The organism is Methylobacterium sp. J-078 (assembly GCF_022829285.1).
Lineage (GTDB): Bacteria > Pseudomonadota > Alphaproteobacteria > Rhizobiales > Beijerinckiaceae > Methylobacterium.
In genome coordinates this window covers 229,120-245,844 of record NZ_JAKSYI010000120.1, presented here as the reverse complement: position 1 = coordinate 245,844, position 16,725 = coordinate 229,120, and the positions used below count along the sequence as shown (strand labels likewise).

General features: G+C 68.4%; 18 protein-coding genes, 2 tRNA genes and 1 pseudogene. 9 read left to right on the top strand and 12 right to left on the bottom strand.

The features are described from left to right. Positions 1 to 43: 43 nt before the first annotated feature. A pseudogene (locus tag MKK58_RS21760) lies at positions 44 to 1,707 on the bottom strand (OFA family MFS transporter). A 163-nt stretch (positions 1,708 to 1,870) separates the two neighbouring features. Between MKK58_RS21760 and MKK58_RS21755 the strand changes: the two are divergent. Beyond that, positions 1,871 to 2,806 carry a LysR family transcriptional regulator gene (locus MKK58_RS21755; protein ID WP_243914717.1) on the top strand — a complete coding sequence of 312 codons (936 nt, stop codon included), beginning with the start codon at positions 1,871 to 1,873 and terminating at the stop codon, positions 2,804 to 2,806. A gap of 30 nt (positions 2,807 to 2,836) precedes the next feature. Then, on the top strand, positions 2,837 to 3,217 hold the full coding sequence (locus MKK58_RS21750; RefSeq protein WP_243914716.1) for an HU family DNA-binding protein: 381 nt from the start codon (positions 2,837 to 2,839) through the stop codon (positions 3,215 to 3,217). A gap of 31 nt (positions 3,218 to 3,248) precedes the next feature. Here MKK58_RS21750 and MKK58_RS21745 read toward each other — a convergent pair whose 3' ends face one another. The 6 genes from MKK58_RS21745 to queA all read right to left on the bottom strand — a co-directional run bounded on the left by MKK58_RS21745 (position 3,249) and on the right by queA (position 9,381). Further along, positions 3,249 to 4,274: a helix-turn-helix transcriptional regulator gene (locus tag MKK58_RS21745; RefSeq protein WP_243914715.1), complete on the bottom strand. Its 1,026-nt coding sequence runs from the start codon at positions 4,272 to 4,274 to the stop codon at positions 3,249 to 3,251. A 159-nt stretch (positions 4,275 to 4,433) separates the two neighbouring features. Further along, entirely contained in the window at positions 4,434 to 4,556 is a 123-nt protein-coding gene (locus tag MKK58_RS26900; protein ID WP_279578492.1) for a hypothetical protein, read from the bottom strand. A 135-nt stretch (positions 4,557 to 4,691) separates the two neighbouring features. After that, a complete protein-coding gene (locus tag MKK58_RS21740) occupies positions 4,692 to 6,623 on the bottom strand; it encodes a hypothetical protein (protein WP_243914714.1) in 1,932 nt (643 codons plus the stop codon). A 272-nt stretch (positions 6,624 to 6,895) separates the two neighbouring features. Further along, a tRNA-Lys gene (locus MKK58_RS21735) sits at positions 6,896 to 6,971 on the bottom strand. 122 nt (positions 6,972 to 7,093) lie between these two features. Further along, a complete protein-coding gene (gene tgt, locus MKK58_RS21730) occupies positions 7,094 to 8,248 on the bottom strand; it encodes a tRNA guanosine(34) transglycosylase Tgt (protein WP_243914712.1) in 1,155 nt (384 codons plus the stop codon). 47 nt (positions 8,249 to 8,295) lie between these two features. Further along, the gene (queA, locus tag MKK58_RS21725; protein ID WP_243914698.1) at positions 8,296 to 9,381 is read right to left on the bottom strand and encodes a tRNA preQ1(34) S-adenosylmethionine ribosyltransferase-isomerase QueA; all 1,086 of its coding nucleotides are present in this window, start codon (positions 9,379 to 9,381) and stop codon (positions 8,296 to 8,298) included. A gap of 216 nt (positions 9,382 to 9,597) precedes the next feature. On the opposite strand from queA, the gene MKK58_RS21720 reads away from it, so the two are divergent. The 3 genes from MKK58_RS21720 to MKK58_RS21710 all read left to right on the top strand — a co-directional run bounded on the left by MKK58_RS21720 (position 9,598) and on the right by MKK58_RS21710 (position 11,103). Next, a complete protein-coding gene (locus tag MKK58_RS21720) occupies positions 9,598 to 9,771 on the top strand; it encodes a hypothetical protein (RefSeq protein WP_243914696.1) in 174 nt (57 codons plus the stop codon). A gap of 81 nt (positions 9,772 to 9,852) precedes the next feature. Continuing rightward, positions 9,853 to 10,095, top strand: coding sequence for a hypothetical protein (locus tag MKK58_RS21715; RefSeq protein ID WP_243914694.1), 243 nt, complete (start codon positions 9,853 to 9,855; stop codon positions 10,093 to 10,095). A gap of 120 nt (positions 10,096 to 10,215) precedes the next feature. After that, positions 10,216 to 11,103 (top strand): cation diffusion facilitator family transporter, encoded by an 888-nt coding sequence (locus MKK58_RS21710; protein WP_243914692.1) that lies wholly within the window; start codon positions 10,216 to 10,218, stop codon positions 11,101 to 11,103. On the opposite strand, the gene lipB is transcribed toward MKK58_RS21710, so the two are convergent. Then, complete coding sequence (gene lipB / locus MKK58_RS21705; RefSeq protein WP_243914691.1) at positions 11,100 to 11,855, bottom strand: lipoyl(octanoyl) transferase LipB; 756 nt, start codon at positions 11,853 to 11,855, stop codon at positions 11,100 to 11,102. The genes MKK58_RS21710 and lipB overlap by 4 nt on opposite strands. Before the next feature lie 80 nt (positions 11,856 to 11,935). Between lipB and MKK58_RS21700 the strand changes: the two genes are divergently transcribed. From MKK58_RS21700 to MKK58_RS21690, 3 genes are all read left to right on the top strand, one after another. After that, on the top strand, positions 11,936 to 12,241 hold the full coding sequence (locus MKK58_RS21700) for a FliM/FliN family flagellar motor switch protein (protein ID WP_243914690.1): 306 nt from the start codon (positions 11,936 to 11,938) through the stop codon (positions 12,239 to 12,241). Positions 12,242 to 12,359: 118 nt separating this feature from the next. After that, positions 12,360 to 12,444 (top strand) — tRNA-Leu (locus tag MKK58_RS21695). A gap of 464 nt (positions 12,445 to 12,908) precedes the next feature. Next, positions 12,909 to 13,151 carry a hypothetical protein gene (locus MKK58_RS21690; protein WP_243914689.1) on the top strand — a complete coding sequence of 81 codons (243 nt, stop codon included), beginning with the start codon at positions 12,909 to 12,911 and terminating at the stop codon, positions 13,149 to 13,151. 52 nt (positions 13,152 to 13,203) lie between these two features. On the opposite strand, the gene MKK58_RS21685 is transcribed toward MKK58_RS21690, so the two are convergent. The 4 genes from MKK58_RS21685 to MKK58_RS21670 form a co-directional block, all read right to left on the bottom strand. Next, a complete protein-coding gene (locus MKK58_RS21685) occupies positions 13,204 to 13,401 on the bottom strand; it encodes a hypothetical protein (protein WP_243914688.1) in 198 nt (65 codons plus the stop codon). 25 nt (positions 13,402 to 13,426) lie between these two features. Then, complete coding sequence (locus MKK58_RS21680) at positions 13,427 to 14,050, bottom strand: acyl-homoserine-lactone synthase (protein WP_243914687.1); 624 nt, start codon at positions 14,048 to 14,050, stop codon at positions 13,427 to 13,429. Positions 14,051 to 14,251: 201 nt separating this feature from the next. After that, the gene (locus MKK58_RS21675) at positions 14,252 to 14,986 is read right to left on the bottom strand and encodes a helix-turn-helix transcriptional regulator (protein WP_243914682.1); all 735 of its coding nucleotides are present in this window, start codon (positions 14,984 to 14,986) and stop codon (positions 14,252 to 14,254) included. Positions 14,987 to 15,136: 150 nt separating this feature from the next. Beyond that, entirely contained in the window at positions 15,137 to 15,568 is a 432-nt protein-coding gene (locus MKK58_RS21670; protein ID WP_243914830.1) for a DUF488 family protein, read from the bottom strand. A gap of 323 nt (positions 15,569 to 15,891) precedes the next feature. Here MKK58_RS21670 and MKK58_RS21665 point away from each other — a divergent pair, with 323 nt between their 5' ends. Beyond that, positions 15,892 to 16,692 carry a glycoside hydrolase family 25 protein gene (locus MKK58_RS21665; RefSeq protein WP_243914679.1) on the top strand — a complete coding sequence of 267 codons (801 nt, stop codon included), beginning with the start codon at positions 15,892 to 15,894 and terminating at the stop codon, positions 16,690 to 16,692. Positions 16,693 to 16,725: the final 33 nt, after the last annotated feature.

Here is a 16,725-nt window from a genome sequence, read left to right as displayed (position 1 = left end):
AGGTCTGACCTGCCCCGAAGCACCGGATCGGGCGTTTGGCGCGTCAGCCGAAGAGGATCAGCGCCTTGGTCAGCGTGGTCCAGATGCCCCAGGCGATGGGGATCCCCACGGCGAGCCAGGCGAGCAATGCGCCCGTGCTCAGGCCGCCGCGGCCGATCCCGAAATCTCCGCCCCGTCCCGGACCCGCGGCGACACCGCCCTTCGCGACGCTCGCGAGTTCGGCGTCGCTCATGAACCAGCGCTTGGCCAGGGGACGCACCAGGAGATTGGCCACGAAGCCGGCCGCCAGGAAGGCCGCCAGGATGTACATCGTCCGTGTGTAGAGTTCGGCGCCCTGGATGCCGGCATCCACCTGCGCCTGACGGATCGCCGTGACCACGAAGGGGCCGACCACGCCCGCCGTCGACCAGGCGGTGAGCAGTCGGCCGTGGATCGCTCCGACGAACTGGGTGCCGAAGACGTCGGCGAGGTAGGCCGGGATCGTGGCGAATCCGCCGCCATACATCGACAGGATCACGCAGAAGACGATCACGAAGAGAGCCTTCGATCCGATCCCGGCCGCCCAGGGCGCCGCCGCGTAGAGAACGCAGCCGAGGGCGAAGAAGGTGGCGTAGGTGAGCTTGCGCCCGATCCTGTCCGACATGGAGGCCCAGAAGAAGCGGCCCAGGATGTTGAACAGCGAGAGCAGGCCGACGAATCCGGCAGCGACGGCGGCGATCTGCGTCTTCTGGCCGGCATCGAGCTGCGCGAAACCGAGGCCCGGTTGCCCGATCAGCGCGCCGCCGAAGATCTCCTGCAGCATCGGCGAGGCGAGCGCGAGGACGCCGATGCCCGCCGAGACGTTCAGGCAGAGCACCGCCCAGAGGAGCCAGAATTGCGGGGTCCGGTGGGCCTTGTCGAGGTGGACGTGGCCGGATGTGATCATGGCGCTTTTCGAGACCGGGGCGGTCCAGCCCGGGGGCTGCCAGCCGGCGGGCGGCACCCGGTAGCCGAAGGCGCCGCAGAGCATCGCCAGGATGTAGAGGCCCCCCATCACCGCCAGCGTCTCCCAGACGCCGGCCGAGGACGGCGTCCTGAACGTGTTGATGAGCAGGGTCGCGAGGGGTGAGCCGATCATGGCGCCACCGCCGAAGCCCATGATGGCCATGCCGGTGGCCATGCCGCGCCGGTCGGGAAACCACTTCACCAGGGTCGAGACCGGCGAGATGTAGCCGAGCCCGAGGCCGATACCGCCGATCAGCCCCATGCCGAGCCAGATGAGCCAGAGCTGGTGCAGGTAGACGCCCAGGGCACCGACGAGGAAGCCGCCGCCCCAGCAGAGGGCCGCCGCGAGCCCTGCCTTGCGCGGGCCGGCCCGCTCCAGCCAGCCGCCGAACACCGCCGCCGACAGGCCGAGCATGACGATGCCGATGGAGAAGACGATGACGAGGTCGCTGACGCGCCAGTCGCAGGTCGTCGTGAACAGGGCCGTCGCGACGCTCATTTCGGGACAGGCCGCGGCGGCCGGCTGACCACGCTCAGGGCCCGGGACAGGGGCAGCCAGAAGACGGACAATCCGTAGGACATCCCGATGCAGAGGTGGATCGCCAGGGCCGCCGGCGGCACGAGCCAGCGGTTGAAGCCGGCCCGCGCGACGATCCGCTCACGCGAGAGCCATGGGGGCAGACCCACATCCCCGGAAGAGGTGACATCGACGCGAACGTTCATTCTGGCTTCTCCCGCGCGATCATCATTCAGACCACGCCGTCCGGATTAATGCACGTTCGAAAACGTAACAAACTGGAATAAGGCTTCTTATTGATGACCTGAAAATGGATCTGTACATCCATTGCGGCGGCGCGCAGGGGCGCCGCGCGTCTGGTTCGGATCTTTGATCGACAAGCTGGATCTTCTCCTCGCCCTGTCGCGCGAGCGGCACTTCGGGCGCGCGGCCGAGGCATGCCACGTGACGCAGCAGACGCTGTCGGCGAGCGTGAAGAGTCTCGAGGGCCAGCTCGGCACGCGGCTCGTCCAGCGCGGTTCCCGCTTCCAGGGCTTCACGCCGGAGGGCGAGCGCGTCCTGGCCTGGGCCCGTCGGATCGTCGCCGACACGCGCGCGATGCGCGAGGATGTCGCGACCCTGCGACGGGGGCCCGCGGGCCACCTGCGGATCGCCGCGATTCCGACCGTCCTACCGATGATCTCGGTGCTCACCGCGCCCTATCACCTGCGCTATCCGGACGTGCGCATCAGCGTCCTGTCGGCGACATCCGCCGATATCCTCGACCGCATCGAGAACCTCGAGGCCGATGCGGGCCTCACCTACCTCGACAACGAGCCGCTGGGCCGGGTTACGGCGATCCCGCTGTTCGAGGAGCGATACCAACTGCTGACGGCCGTCGGCGGCCGGCACGACGGCATGGACCAGATCACCTGGGCGGAGGTCGGTCGGACCCCGCTCTGCCTGCCGACACCCGACCTGCAGAACCGGCGCATCATCGACCAGCAGATCAGGGCGAGCGGAAGCGAGCCGGCGCCGACGCTCGAGTCGAACTCGATGATCGTCCTGATGAGCCATGTTCGGACCCTGCGCTGGGCCAGCATCATGCCGGCCGTGCTGGCCGAGGCCCTCGGGCCCCTCCCGGGTCTGCGGGCCATTCCCATCGTGGAGCCGGACATCCGGCACATGGTCGGGATCGTCGTACCGGAACGGGAACCCGCGACGCCGATGGTCGCCGCCCTCGTCGGCCTCTGTCGACAGGTCGCCCGAACGATGAGCGAAGGCGCGCCTTCGGCGCAGGAGCTCCAGTCGTGTTCCGCCCAGTGACCACCGACTTTCGACCGAACGGGATTTGACATGGTTCGATCCGGGCTCGTCGCGCGCATTGCCGATCGCTATCCGCACCTGAGCGAGGCGGAGATCGACGCGGTCGTGGGCGCGATCCTCCAGAGGATCGGCGATGCGCTCACGGCGGGAGACCGCGTCGAGCTTCGCGGATTCGGGGTCTTCTCACCCTTCTCACGCAGGTCGCATCCGGGTTTGAACCCCCACACGAAACGCCCGATCCTGATCGGCGACAGGCGCCTGATCTCGTTCAAGCCGGCAAAATCCATCAGACGTCACGTCAGAGACGCCGCCGCCCGGAACATCATGATTCGCAGGATCGCCGCGGTCAGGCTGCGTCTCGATGGGTACGCGTCGACCGACGCATCGCCCTCTCATGCGAAAGCCGGCTGACGTCGCAGACGACCGAGACCGCAGGTCCGGCTCAGCGTGGATTCACCGGCCGATACCCGGGCGTCACCCTGGCGCGCTCGGCGAGGGCCGCGGCGAGGGCGTCGAAGGCCGCCTCCGGGAGCGAGAGCGCCGTGGCGAGGTAGTACCGCTCCCAGCCGACGGGGAGGAAGTCGAGGCCGAAGCGGTCCGCGGCCGCGCGGGCCCCCAGGCCGGCATCGGCTGCGCCGTAGGCGATCACGGCCGCCACGGCCTGATGCGTGAACTCCTCCGTGGTGTAGCCCGGGATGCGATCGGCCTCGATCCCGTGCTGTGCCAGCAGCCGGTCGAACCACGCCCGGGTTCCCGACCCTCTCTGTCGATTGACGTAGCGGATACCCCGTTCCGCGAGGTCGGTGACGCCACGAATGCCGTGGGGGTTGCCGGCCGCCAGCATCAGACCCTGCTCGCGCTCGAAGAGAGGGCGGACCCGAAAGCTCGGAGGATCGGCGCGTTCCGGAAAGGCCGCGCCCGCACCGCCATTGTCGAGGGAACCGCAGTGAAACCCCGCCGCATCGGTGCGCGCGTCGGTGAGGCGAGCGAGGGCTTCCTCGCTGCCCGCGACGGTGAGAACGAGGTCCGGCCAGTTCGCCGCGACGTCCATGATGAGCAGATCATGGCTTGCGACCAACGTGAGGGGGCGCCGCTGACGGCTCAGGATGGGATCCAGGCGGGTTCGGATCGCGCGCGCTTCACGCGCCATCGGAGCGGCGAGACTGGCCTGAGCCGTCGCGAGGGCCTCGCGCAACAGCACGCCCGTCGGTGTCAGCGTACTGCCGTGTCCGCGCGTCTTCTGCACGAGTTGATGGCCGAGCGAGGTCTCGAGGGCCCGCAACCGCTCCCAGGCCGCTCGGTAGGAAAGGCCGAGTTCCGTGGCAACGCCCTGGACGGACCCGGATTCCGCGATGGCTTCGAGAATCGACACGATCTCGGAAATCGCGATGCGGTGCGCTCCGACCGTGATCGTGCCTCCGAGGCCGAGTTCCACGGACAGCACGCCCTCACCGGGTTTGGATGTCATGATGTGCGTGCCGATGCCTGTTCTCGAGAAATGACCCTGCACGAGCGCAGCCCATGCATCCACGGTTAGCATGAACGGCCGGCGCGACCCCATGAGATGGCGACACGATCACCCGGGTGTTGCGCAGGGCGACACGTGCCGAGCCGTGCGCGACGTCTCCTAGACGCGGGCGTGTTCTCGCTTGATGATGAGGCTGGCGAGGCTCACTGGTCGGTAGCTCGACGACATCTTGGCGCGGTCGACCGCGTGGGTGATCCCGGGCGCTGCGGTGATGCTGGTCACGCCCGGGACTTCTGCATGCGGGACGGTCCTGAAGCTTGTGATCACCGCCGTACCGGAAATCCTGACCTTGCGCGTCGGGCTGTTGCCGATATCGAACGTGGCGGCCGAGGCCAAGTGGGCGGCACGGCGATCGGGTCAGCGGTAGCGAACGGTCGCTACGAAGGGGAGGCCCGCGAAGCTGGCGCCGCCGCCCGCGAGGGCAATGTTGCTGTTCTCCCAGCCCAGATCTCTGGTCTGCGGATAGGCTCTGCGAAACCCATTCGGGTCCGTGCCGAACGCCGTGACGCCGACGATGCGATCGACAGATTGTGACGAGCCAGATGCCGGCAGGCCGTGGGGGAATACGGCGTTCCCGGACGCGTCGAAGGTACCGGTGAATCGCTTGACGTACTCCCGGCCGACCGCAATCCCCGACACATAGGGATTTGCGGGCACGGAGTTGTCGCCGTAGGTGCCCGATGTCGCGATTGCCGGAAGGGACAATCCCCAGTTCGACATGACGTTTTCGGTCACGATATTCCCCGGCGCGTCCGTCCCGATCTCGAACAAGGGTCCACCACCGCCGTTGGCTTTGAGCGTCGCGGTATTGCCGGTCGCGACCAGGATGCCCGCGCCCGTCTGCTTGACGAATGCTTGAGTCCGTGCAGGGCCCTCCGAGCCCACCAGAGGCTGTAAGGAGGCGCTGGTCAGCACCAGCCGCCCGCCGGATACCTCTGCTGCGGGTCGGTCGGCCCGCTGCTCCAGCGTTCCACCGTTGATCGCGAAGACGCCACCGGTCACACGGAGGTAGCTGCCGTTATTGGCCCCCCAAAACCGGATGGACGCAACGTTGACGTTGCCAGCAGACGACGCGACGGCAGGGACGTGCTTTTCGCCGGACTTGGTCGTGGACAGCAGGCCGATCTGCCAGTCCCCCGCCACGGTCTCGAATGTGCTGTTGTCACCGTCGAGCTGCATGAGAGCTATCTGACGAGCCGCTCCATCGTTGCCATTGGCATTGCCTACTATCTTGTTACTGAACGTGTTGAGGGATTTGATATCGAGGCCATCAACGCGCCCAAACTCGAAGCCGACAGTCGTGCCGTCCGTGTAGGCGGCCATCAATTCAGCGCGGCCGGCAATATCCCAAGGCCAAGAGTGCCCGGAGTTCATGTGGACGAAATCCAGAGGTCCGTCGAAGATTGCGCCAGTGTGGAAGGCACCGATCTCTAAGTGGCCACCATCGAAGCCCCCGCAGTTGCCTACGCACCTGATCCCATTCCAGGCGGCCCCGATTCGAATGCGGCCGATCTTGAACCGGGTCGCCGAACTGATGTCCATGGCCCATGGGTAGCGCCGCAGCGTCGCCCGGTTGGTGGCGCCGGACTGGTCAAAGCGGATGCCGAGGCCGTCCCAGCCCGAGCTATCCCCCGTCGCGACAGGCACCACCGCGCTTGCGCTCATGTTGAAGCAGGAACTCACCCACAGGTAGGTGGACACGACGCCATCGCCGACGACCTCCTGCCCGGAGGCAAGCGGAACGCTGTCACAAACAGGGTAACGGCCCGCCGGAAAGCGGACCCGCTTGCCCGTCGCGAAGGCCTTGCGGAGGTAGGGCGTAAGATCCGTTGTCGCGGAGTAATCCCTAATCGCGGTTCGACGCGAAGGCGGAATGAACGCCATCACGTTCACCTCGTCGCGCATCCGTTCAGCAAGGCCATAGGCTTGGCCACCATCCGCTTCCGGCTTCACACTAAGCTGCGAGGCATCGCCGTTCGATCCGGAGCCCTGGATCTCGATCCGCTCGGGCTGTGGGACGAGCTTGCCGCCCACATTACGGCCGAGGACCATGCCGTTGCGGAACTTCAGGTAACCGTTGGCATCGAGGTCGGGCAGGAGGCCGCCGACCCGGTTGCCCGCCTCGTCGCGATAAAAGAACCGGCCGTCCGCCCGGTTGATGGCGGTCTCGCCCGGCGCTGTGAGCGGGGGGAGCGCCCCCGGCCGCGCGTCGGACTTGATCTCGAGGGCAACAGCCGGCGCGACGAGGGCCAGCAGCATCGCGAGGGGTGCGAGGAGACGGTTCTTCATCACGGCACGGTCCATTGGGCGTTGTCGGGGCTGAGTGTGCTCAGGCGGGCTGTCAGCGTGTGGATTACGCCCTGCATGGCGTCCGTTGTCGCTTTCCTCGCGGCGTTCGCAAGGGCGCCGGCCTTCGGAACCTCGGTCTCGAAGACGTTGTCAGAGCCGAAGGTATAACCTCCTGTGAAAGCACATACGTGTTGCAGCCCATGCAACACTGTCCGGCAAGACGTTGCGCACGAAAAAGCCCGCGATGTCATCGACAAAGCGGGCTGAAATAGTGGTGAGCGCGTTGGGGCTCGAACCCAAGACCTACAGATTAAAAGTCCGTTGCTCTACCAACTGAGCTACGCGCTCGCATCCGACGATCGGGGCCGCGGCGCCTGTGGGGCCGGGCCGTGTCGGACAGCGTGGCCCGCAATAGGGGCTCGGCGGTATGGGGTCAACCGGGATTGCGGTCGCCTGTCCGCGATCCCGCCTCACGGGGCGGCGCGCTCGGCTTCCGCGCGGGCCCAGGCGGCGCGGGTCTTCTCGCTGAAGTCGGCGAGGCGCCGTTCGGCGATGGCGCAGCGCATCCCTGCCATCAGGTCCTGATAATAGGACAGGTTGTTCCAGGTCAGCAGCATCATGCCCAGGATCTCGTCGCTGCGCACGAGGTGGTGCAGGTAGGCGCGGGAATAGTCGCGGGCCGCCGGGCAGGCGGAGGCCTCGTCGAGGGGGCGCGTGTCCTCGGCGTGGCGGGCGTTGCGCAGGTTGATCCGGCCGTGGCGGGTGTAGGCGAGGCCGTGGCGGCCGGCGCGGGTCGGCATCACGCAGTCGAACATGTCGATGCCGCGCGCCACCGAGCACAGGAGGTCGTCGGGCGTGCCGACCCCCATGAGGTAGCGCGGCTTCTGAGCCGGCAGGTAGGGTTCCACCGTCTCGATCATGGCGAGCATCACGGCCTGCGGCTCGCCCACCGCGAGGCCGCCGATGGCGTAGCCCTTGAGGTCGAGGTCGGTCAGCGCCCGGGCGCTGTCAACCCGCAGGGCTGGCACGTCGCCGCCCTGGACGATGCCGAACATCGCCTTGCCGGGCTGCTCACCGAAGGCCACCCGGCAGCGCTCGGCCCAGCGCAGGGACAGATGCATGGCGCGCTCGATGGTGGCGTGGTCGGCCGGCAGGCGCACGCATTCGTCGAGCTGCATCTGGATATCCGAGCCGAGCAGCCCCTGGATCTCGATGGAGCGCTCCGGGCTCATGTGGTGGGTCGAGCCGTCCACGTGGGAGCGGAAGGTGACGCCCTGCTCGTCGAGTTTCCGCAGGGCGGAGAGCGACATCACCTGGAAGCCCCCGGAATCCGTGAGGATCGGATGCGGCCAATTCATGAAGTGGTGCAGGCCGCCGAGCCGCGCCATGCGCTCGGGGCCGGGGCGCAGCATCAGGTGGTAGGTGTTGCCCAGCACCACGTCGGCGCCGAGATCCCGCACCTGCCCCGGATACATCGCCTTCACGGTGGCGGCCGTACCCACCGGCATGAAGGCCGGGGTTCGGATGGTGCCCCGTGGCATCTTAATCGCGCCGGTGCGCGCCGCCCCGTCGGTGGCGTCGAGGCGGAAGGTGAAGTCTTTCGGGAGGGCGGCGGTGTCGGACATGGGCGCCCTCTTAGCACCGGTTCACGGGCCGGGCACGCCCGCCCGCCTCAGGACGCGGCGGGGAACAGCAGACTGGAATCCCCGTAGGAATAGAACCGGTAGCCGGACGCGATGGCGTGGGCGTAGGCGGCGCGCATCGTCTCCAGGCCCGAGAAGGCCGAGACCAGCATGAACAGGGTCGAGCGCGGCAGGTGGAAATTGGTCATCAGCGCGTCGACGGCGCGGATGCGCGTGCCCGGCGTGATGAAGATCTCGGTGGGCCCCGAGAACGGGTGCAGCGTCCCGTCGGCGTCGGCCGCACTCTCCAGGAGGCGCAGGGCGGTGGTGCCCACCGCGACGACGCGGCCGCCCGCCGCGCGCGCGGCGTTCAGGGCCGTGGCCGTATCGGCGTCGAGGATGCCGATCTCGGCATGCATGCGATGGTCGTCGGTGTCCGCTGCCTTCACCGGCAGGAAGGTGCCGGCCCCCACGTGCAGGGTGACGGTGTGGCGGGTGATGCCCGCCGCGTCGAGGTCCGCCAGCAGGGCTTCCGAGAAGTGCAGGCCGGCGGTGGGCGCGGCCACCGCGCCCGGCGCGCTCGCGTAGACCGTCTGGTAGTCGGTCGCGTCCTGGGCATCGGTCGGGCGTTTGCCCGCGATGTAAGGGGGCAGCGGCAGGTCCCCGATCCGCGCGATGGCCGCATCGAGGGCGGGGCCGGCCAGGGCGAAGCGCAGCACGATCTCGCCGCCCTCCCCCTTCGCATCGATGACGGCCTCCAGCGTCCCGTGGTCGCCGGGCGGCCCGGGTGCGTGGGGGGCGAACGCGACGCGATCGCCGAGGGCGAGGCGCTTACCCGGCCGGGCGAAGGCCCGCCACGCATCCGGCGCCTCGCGCAGGTGAAGCATCGCCTCCATGCGCAGGCCCGGCGAGCCGGCCCGGTGCCGGATGCCCGACAGGCGCGCCGGGATCACGCGGGTGTCGTTGAAGACCAGCGCGTCGCCGGCCCGCAGCAGGCCCGGCAGGTCGCGCACGCTGCGGTCGGCCAGGGCCTCGCCGGGGCGCACCACGAGGAGGCGGCCGGCATCGCGGGGCACCGGCGGGCGCAGGGCGATGCTCGCTTCCGGCAACTCGAAATCGAAGAGGTCGACGCGCATGGAGCGCCAACTGCACCGATCGGTGGCCCGGATCAATGGGGCGGAACCGGTTCAGGCCCGGTCTGTTCTCGGGAAGGGCGGCTGCGGCCCCGACACCGTCTCGGCGACGGAGGCGAGGGCCGGGCGGCGTCGAGGGAGCGAGAGCGGATGGCTTGGTTTGCGGTGAGTCCCCGAGACCCTGCCGATCCGCGCTGGCCCCTGCCGGACCGCGCTTGCGTGCGTCTGAAGGCCGAGGACGTTCCCGACGCCCGGGCGAAGTTCCTGCAGGCCTACCCGAGCCGGCCGTTCGGAACGCCGGCCTCCCCGGTGCCGGATGCCGGCACGTCCGGCTTCGCCGAGGATCCGCAGGCCCTCGACATCGTTCAGACCGAAGCGCCATCCTCTCCGTAGCGGCCCGCCCGGCGTGACGATCCCGTCCGCGCGGAGCGGACCCATCCTCGTATAAGGAACGCATCCGGTGGGGGAGACGGCATGAGCGACGGGAGCAGGGTCCGGGCGGCGCGGCGGCGCGTGACCCTCGACGGGCAACTCGTGACCTACTGGGAGCGCGAGGCGCTTCGGTTGGAGGCCCTCGCCGCGGCGAGCCGCTGGGGCTGGCTGGCGCGCGGCCACCGGCGCAAGGCGGACCGCGCCCGCCAGCAGGCGGCCCGGTTCGAGGCCCGCGAACACGCGCGGACGCCGGACGCGTCCCCTCCCGAGGCCGAGCCGTCATAGCCGGGGCTCAATCCTTCAGCGACGGGTTCAACCTTTGCCGTGGCCTTGGCGCGGCCACTGCCGCTATGGGCTCGCGGGCCGGGCGGTGACGTGACCCTCCGGGATAACTCGGACGCCGTCATGGATCGTACCCAGAAAGCCGCCCTCGTCAGCGCCGGAATCGGCGTGCTGGTGATGGGCCTGAAATTCGCGGCCTACTGGCTGACGGGCAGTCTCGCGCTGTACTCCGACGCCCTCGAGAGCATCATCAACGTCGTGGCGGCGGTGTTTGCCCTCGTCGCCCTGCGGGTCGCCGCGCGCCCGGCCGACGACGACCACCCTTACGGACATCATAAGGCGGAGTACTTCTCCGCCGTGATCGAGGGTGCGCTGATCATCGTCGCGGCGATCCTGATCCTCCGGGAATCCTTCCACGGCCTGCTCGCCCCCAAGCCCCTCGACGCGCCGCTCCTCGGGCTCGCGGTCAACGGCATCGCCACCGCGATCAACGGGGCCTGGGCCACCGCCCTGCTGGCGCGGGGCCGAGCCTGGCGCTCGCCCGCGCTGGTCGCGGATGCGCGTCACGTCATGGCCGACGTCGTCACCTCCGGCGGCGTCCTCGCTGGCGTGGCCCTGGTGACGGCGACGGGCCTCGCCATCCTGGATCCGCTCATCGCCGGCCTCGTCGCCCTCAACATCCTCTGGTCGGGCTGGGGGATGGTGCGCGAATCGGTGAGCGGCCTCATGGACCGGGCGGCCCCACCCGAGATGGTGGCCAAGATCCGCGAACTCATCTCGCTGCACAGCGTCGGTGCCCTGGAGGCCCACGACGTCCGCACGCGCCACGCGGGCCAGGCGACCTTCATCGACTTCCACCTCGTCGTGCCGGGCAGCATGACGGTGCAGGATTCGCACGCGATCTGCGACCGTCTCGAGGCGGCCATCGAGGGTGCCATCGAGGGGTCTGTCGTCGTCATCCACGTGGAGCCCGCCGAGCACGCCAAGGGGCGGGGCGTACCGGTCGTCTAGGCCAGGTCCCCAACTGCCGCCGCGCGATCCTCGACCAGAACCGTTTCGCCGAAAATGGCCTCGAAGGCCGCGCGCAACGCCATGTCGGCCTCCGGCAGCGTCACGAGCTGGCCGAGGTCGACGAGGCTGGTGACGCCGTGGCCGGAAATCCCGCAGGGGACGATGCCGCTGAAATGCGACAGGTCCGGCTCCACGTTGAGGCTGATGCCGTGGAAGCTCACCCAGCGGCGCACGCGGATGCCGATCGCCGCGATCTTGTCCTCGACGCCCTCCCCCTTCTCCGGGCGCCGGACCCAGACGCCGACCCGGTCCTCGCGCCGCTCGCCTCGTACGTTGAAGGCCTCCAGGGTGGCGATGATCCAGGCCTCCAGGGCCGCCACGTAGGCCCGCAGGTCGCGCCGGCGCCGGTCGAGGTCGAGCATCACGTAGGCCACCCGCTGCCCGGGGCCGTGATAGGTGTACTGCCCGCCTCGCCCGGTGCGATGCACGGGAAAGCGGTCGGGCGCGACGAGGTCCGCCTCCCGCGCCGAGGTGCCCGCCGTGTAGAGCGCCGGATGCTCCAGCAGCCAGACGCATTCCGAAGCCGTGCCCGTCGCGATGGCCTCGGCCCGCGCCTCCATCCACGCCACCGCCGCCGCGTAGGGCACGGGCGCGTCGCTGATGCGCCACTCCACCGGCGTGGAACCCGGCCCGGCGCGGAAATAGCCCGTCGGCAGGGCAAGACGGGGGGCGGTTATCGTTTCGTTTACCAAGACTTCACCATCGCGCATGGACAGTCGGCAAGGGACGGGCGCCGCTTCGCGCCGGGCGTCCCAAGGAAGGAACGGGTCGCGTGGCGGTTCTCGAAGACCTCAAGGTCGATCTAACGGTGGTGCTCGGGCGCAGTCACATGCCCCTGCACATGCTGCTGCGCATGGGCCGCGGTGCGGTGATCGAACTCGAATCCACCGAGACCGATATGGTCGAGATTCTCGCCAACGACCACCCGATCGCCCGCGGCCAGATCGTGGTCACGGGCAACCGGATCTCCGTCGAGATCACGGAACTGATCCGCAAGGCCGAGGTCGTGCGGTTGCCCGGCGTGACCATCGGGGACGGCGCGGTGCCGATCCTGGAGGGCGCCGGCGATTTCCGCTGATCCCGCCGCCGCAGCGCTTGTCGGACGAAATTTCGTCTGCTACTAGCTGCGCCGCGCCACGAGAGATCGTTCGCTTCACCCCACGGGGCGGCGGACGCAGCGAACGCGGTGAGACAATGCGGCCATGGCGGAATTGGTAGACGCGCTAGCTTGAGGTGCTAGTCCTGCAAGGGGTGGAGGTTCGAGTCCTCTTGGCCGCACCAACTTGGTTTTGTTGGTGTTTCCCCTTCGATCTTCGTGAGGCTGCTACCGAGCCTCCGGCGTTTTCACAAAGTCCGTTGCACGCTCTGTCCGCTCGACGTTCCTTCGGTGGGCGTCGCGCCTGACGATCGCGCTTCGACCCAGGGCTCGGGTTCGATCTGCTGCGAGGCGTCGCGCCTCGGCGGCTTCCTGGTTGCGAGCACCGATCCCGCGCGTGTCGTCGACGGTTGCGAGCCGCAGCACGGCCCTGTCGGCTGAGCCGCTGCGCCAGCGCTGGAATCCTGCGTGACGGGTCCACCGGCCTCCTCGAACGACGCGACTTTCCGACCTGCGCAATGTCGTCGTGGTCGTCGTGCGCCACGTCGCGCATGGCCCGCCTGCGCCCTCCGTCGTCGGCATCATGACCGACGGTTGAACCCCTGGGCGTCGAACCGGTTGGTCCCGTGCTTTGGAACTGGAACCGACGATGAGCCGCTTTTCCCGCGCAGCCCTGTTGATGCTCACCCTGCCGATGATGTCGGCGCTTCCGGCGGCGGCTCAGAGCCCGTCCAAAGATTTCCTGTTTCAGGAGCAGCGCTTCAGCCGGGCGTGCCGCCCGCCGTTGAAGTACGCCGCCGGAGCCTGCGTGCGACGCTGTCCGGCCGGATTCGAAGATATGGGCCGGACCTGTCGACAGCGCAGCATGCGTGGCGGAGGCGGCGGACGCTGACGTCGCCGTTGCGCCTGGGTGAGCGGGGTTTCCCGCTCGCGAAGCCGATCGCCTACTCGGCGGGCTCGAGGACGGGCTGGAGTTCGGTGACCGGCGCGCTGAGGGCGACGCCGACCTCGAAGAGGAGGAGATCGATGAGCCGCCGCATCACCGGTGTCCCGACCGCGTCGATCATGGTGCGCGCCGCGATGCAGTGATTCGCGAGCAGATCCAGCGTCGCCTCGTCGAAGGCGCGTGTGGTCTGGGACATGGGAGTTCTCCGAAAGGGGCGTGTGTCAGGCCGCGAGATGGGGGTAGGACGGTGCGAGAACCGGACGAGGGTCGCCGCGCAGGCTGCGCAGGCGCGCGAGGGTGCGCTCGTCGAACTCCGCGGTCGCGGCGATGATCTCCTCGCCACTGATCGATTGTGGCAGCCCGAGGGGCCGTGCTCGGAAATGCAACTGCACCACGTGCAGGAGGTAGAGGGTCGGCATCTGCAGCACGAGACGGCGCACGCCGTTGGCCATGCCCCATTCCAGGATGCCGGAGAGCAGCGCCAGGGAGACCGGGTTGACGGCCTTGCCGCGCGCCCGGTGCGAGCGGGCCACGGCTTGGCGCGTCCATTCCCAGGTGTCGTGACCGCGGGGCAGTTCCCCTTCGCAGAGCTGGGGCAGCACGTCCGAGAGCAGGTGCGGTCGCGTGGTGGGCAGAAGACGGCTGTAGCCGATCACCCGTCCCTCCTCGATCGCCAGGATATGGATCGCCTCCGACGTATCGAACTGGTCGATCTCACGGCCATCAGGTCGCGCAAGGTCGGACCAACCCTTCTCCTCCACGAAGACTGTATGACGCAGGCGCCAGGCCTGTTCCATTTCTTCGCAATACTGATACTGATTTGCGGCTGTGACGAGATGGATCATGTCGAAACCTCCGTGTGTGGAGCGTTTCTGACAGTTTCGAGAGTGTCACAAACCTACGGAAAGCCGTAGGGTATCGCGCCAGCGCAAGCGGGATTGGGGCGCGACCGTGCACAGGCGCGGCGCTGGATCGCGCCGTCCAGCCTTTGCGCTTCGTGTCAGCGATATGGTTATCTGTCGCCCGCGCCGGTCAGGGGCGTGGGCTCAGTGGATCAGCCCGCGCCGGAGCGCCACGGCCACGGCCTGCGTGCGGTTGGTGGTGCCGAGCTTGGTCCGGGCGGACCTGAGGTGAAAATCCACCCCATGGGTCGAGATGCCCATCACCTCGCCGATCTCCCAGTCGGTCTTGCCCTCGGCCGCCCATTGCAGAGCCTCCCGCTCACGTGGCGCCAGCTTGATCGCTGCAACGGGCGCATTCCGACCGCGCAGGCGCAGGAGGTGGCCGAAGGCGTAGGTGGCCATGAGGTGGAGCATCGGCCGGTCGGCCGGGTCGAGGGCGAGGCGCTCCCCCGAGAGGCTGAAACCGGCGACATTCCCGTCGAGGGTCATCAGCGGCACGGTGATGCCGTCCCGCAGGGCGAACTCGCCTGCCTCGTTCATTACCCGCAGGGCCGCGGCATCGCCGGCGAGGCGAGGCCCGAGGTCGCTCCAGGCGAACGGCGTGGTGCTGAACCCGAGTTGGCGTACGGTGGGGTCGTGGAAGGCGTAGCCGCGCGCGAGGTAGCGCTGGCCCCACTCGCTGGGGAAGGTGTTCACGAGGACATGGCCGCGCTGCTGGCGCGTGGGCGTTCCGCGCTGCGGCACGGTCCCCGCCATGGCGTGCGCGATCCCGAAATCGGCGAGTTCCGTCATCAGGAGCCGCGACACCTCGTCGACATTCGCGGTGCGATCGAGGGATCGAAGAAAATCGAGGGTCTCGTCCAGCGCTCTTCGGGTCATCGGGCATCCCGCCTGCTCGCGGCTGTGAGAGAAAATTGCGATAACTCTAGATTGTCAAGGCTTTCGGCGGTCGCTTGACGTGTAATAGATGCCGGTGGAGACCGAATTCAACCTGAGCGCGAATGTCGTTCCGCCGCTCCCGGCTCGCCCTCATCCGAACAGGTCGACCGTGCGGAAACCGCGTGCTTCCATCCGCTCCGCCAGCACGCGCCGGTGACAGAGTTCCGGCTCGCGCTCGAAGCAGAGCAGGCAGGTCGGCGCGCGCGCGGCGAGCGCGCAGAGTTCATCCAGGGCGAGGCCGCCGTCGGCGGTGTCGAGGACCTCCTCGCAGTAGATCCGCCGCATCAGGCCGGCATCGTGGGCGCGGGCGGCCAGACGCCCCGCCTTCGGGGTCCCGAGGGCGCGCACGTGCGCATAGCTCAGTTCCGCCGCCTCGAGGCCGAGGCGCAGGGCCGTCTTGGAGAATCCGCGCTTGCGCGAATTCGCCACCGCCCGGACGTCCGCCAGGGTCGCAACACCCGCATCCTTGAGGGCGACGTGGAGACGCTCGGGGTCGAGGCCTTCGTACCCGATGGTGAACAAGGTCTTCACGGTTCCCTCCGGATCACGAAAGCTTGAGCCCTGGCCGACACTTAGGCCGGATCACACGGGAAACGCCAGCGTGGATGCCCGCGACCGATGTGACTGCGCGGACACGGCTTCCGGAAATCCGCCGCAATGCCGTCAAAGGTCTGTTAACCGCGCCCGGGCATGCCTTAGCCATTGGTGTAGCGCGTAAAATGATGATGGATCGGGCATCGATGTCGCTAAGGAACGGGTCCGTCTCGACATACGAGGGTCAGTCCGCCTGCCAGGGGGCACCGCTCGTTCCGCATCGCCGTACTGTCCGGTCGACGGTTTCGGGTGTGCTCCGGCGCGGTGTAGCGGTCGCCGTGCTCGCGACGCTCGCGGCCTGCTCGGGCACCACGGATTTCTATCCTACCAAGGGTGACGCCAAGCCCCATCCGGGCGTGGCACGGGCCAAGCAGCACCCGATCCAGGGCATCGACATCTCGAAATGGCAGGGGCCGATCGACTGGATGTCGGTGCGCGCCGCCGGCACGCAATTCGCCTTCATCAAGGCGACAGAGGGCGGCGATCACGTCGACGAGCGCTTCCGCGCCAATTGGGACGGGGCCGCCCAGGCCGGTGTTCCGCGCGGAGCCTACCACTTCGTGTTCTGGTGCCGCTCGGCGCAGGACCAGATGGCCTGGTTCAAGAAGAACGTGCCGAACGATCCCACCGCCCTCCCCCCCGTCCTCGACGTGGAGTGGAACGGCCATTCGCAGCTCTGCCCCAAGAAGCTGCCCAAGGCCCAGGCCCTGGCGATGATCCGCTACATGCTCGACGAGATGGAGAGCTACACGGGCAAGCGCCCGATCATCTACACCGACATCACCTTCCACAAGGACGTGCTCGAGGACGAGCTGCCGGATTACCCGCACTGGGTCCGTTCGACCGCTGCCGAGCCCGAGCAGCGCTATGCCAAGCGCAAGTGGATGCTGTGGCAGTTCACCTCCACCGGCCGGGTGCCCGGCGTGCGCGGCGATGTCGATCGAAACGCCTTCTACGGCACCACCGCCGAATGGGCCTCGTTCCTCTCCACGGATTGCGACCCGCGCGAACACCGCAGCTTGGCCGACCGGGGTCTCTGCTCGGGCAAGTAGGGTCGAGCCGGGCGCGGTCGTGCGGCCGCTGCT

Excerpts from the sequence above, each read along its gene's own strand:
- MKK58_RS21750 (WP_243914716.1), top strand. The coding sequence starts at position 2,837 with ATGGTTCGATCCGGGCTCGTCGCGCGCATTGCCGATCGCTATCCGCAC.
- MKK58_RS21745 (WP_243914715.1), bottom strand. The coding sequence starts at position 4,274 with ATGACATCCAAACCCGGTGAGGGCGTGCTGTCCGTGGAACTCGGCCTC.
- MKK58_RS21740 (WP_243914714.1), bottom strand. The coding sequence starts at position 6,623 with ATGAAGAACCGTCTCCTCGCACCCCTCGCGATGCTGCTGGCCCTCGTC.
- tgt (WP_243914712.1), bottom strand. The coding sequence starts at position 8,248 with ATGTCCGACACCGCCGCCCTCCCGAAAGACTTCACCTTCCGCCTCGAC.
- queA (WP_243914698.1), bottom strand. The coding sequence starts at position 9,381 with ATGCGCGTCGACCTCTTCGATTTCGAGTTGCCGGAAGCGAGCATCGCC.
- MKK58_RS21715 (WP_243914694.1), top strand. The coding sequence starts at position 9,853 with ATGAGCGACGGGAGCAGGGTCCGGGCGGCGCGGCGGCGCGTGACCCTC.
- MKK58_RS21710 (WP_243914692.1), top strand. The coding sequence starts at position 10,216 with ATGGATCGTACCCAGAAAGCCGCCCTCGTCAGCGCCGGAATCGGCGTG.
- MKK58_RS21690 (WP_243914689.1), top strand. The coding sequence starts at position 12,909 with ATGAGCCGCTTTTCCCGCGCAGCCCTGTTGATGCTCACCCTGCCGATG.
- MKK58_RS21685 (WP_243914688.1), bottom strand. The coding sequence starts at position 13,401 with ATGTCCCAGACCACACGCGCCTTCGACGAGGCGACGCTGGATCTGCTC.
- MKK58_RS21680 (WP_243914687.1), bottom strand. The coding sequence starts at position 14,050 with ATGATCCATCTCGTCACAGCCGCAAATCAGTATCAGTATTGCGAAGAA.
- MKK58_RS21675 (WP_243914682.1), bottom strand. The coding sequence starts at position 14,986 with ATGACCCGAAGAGCGCTGGACGAGACCCTCGATTTTCTTCGATCCCTC.